We start from the raw sequence: 420 nt of genomic DNA, 5'->3' as shown, positions 1-420 counted from the left end.
AAGCTTGATGTGGATGAATTAACAGCCATTCAGATAGCGCAAATGATCTGGTATTTTATTGATGGGTTGAGCAAAGGAAAAACAGAAGCAGTATTGGACGATCGCCATCAGTTCAGTGAATATCACACCACAATTAACGAAGCCGATGTATTGTTCTTACGCAGTCATAAAACAGGACGTTGGTGGATGCAGTTGCCGAATAAAAAATTCATTGCCTGCAGTGCTACCGATTACCAGTTAGCCATACACAGCGAAATACCTGAACGTTGGTTGAGAGCGCAGGAGAGAGATTGATTTAGTTGCTCACAGATTACACGGATTTGCACAGATTGTTGGCCACAAAGACACAAAGGCGCAAAGAAATACAAAGAAGTTAGTCCTGATCGGAGTCGAGATTCGTATTGAATAAATCCCTTTCGT

1 protein-coding gene is annotated in these 420 nt (G+C 41.9%); it reads left to right on the top strand.

What is annotated here, in order from left to right; genetic code table 11:
• Positions 1 to 294: hypothetical protein (locus ENE75_RS26105; RefSeq protein ID WP_199232423.1), on the top strand; the 294-nt coding region annotated here is incomplete at its 5' end.
• Positions 295 to 420: the final 126 nt, after the last annotated feature.

The organism is Rubrivivax albus (assembly GCF_004016515.1).
GTDB lineage: Bacteria > Pseudomonadota > Gammaproteobacteria > Burkholderiales > Burkholderiaceae_C > Rubrivivax > Rubrivivax albus.
The sequence above is the reverse complement of the archived record's forward strand: the minus strand, read 5'-3'. Positions and strand labels throughout refer to the sequence as shown.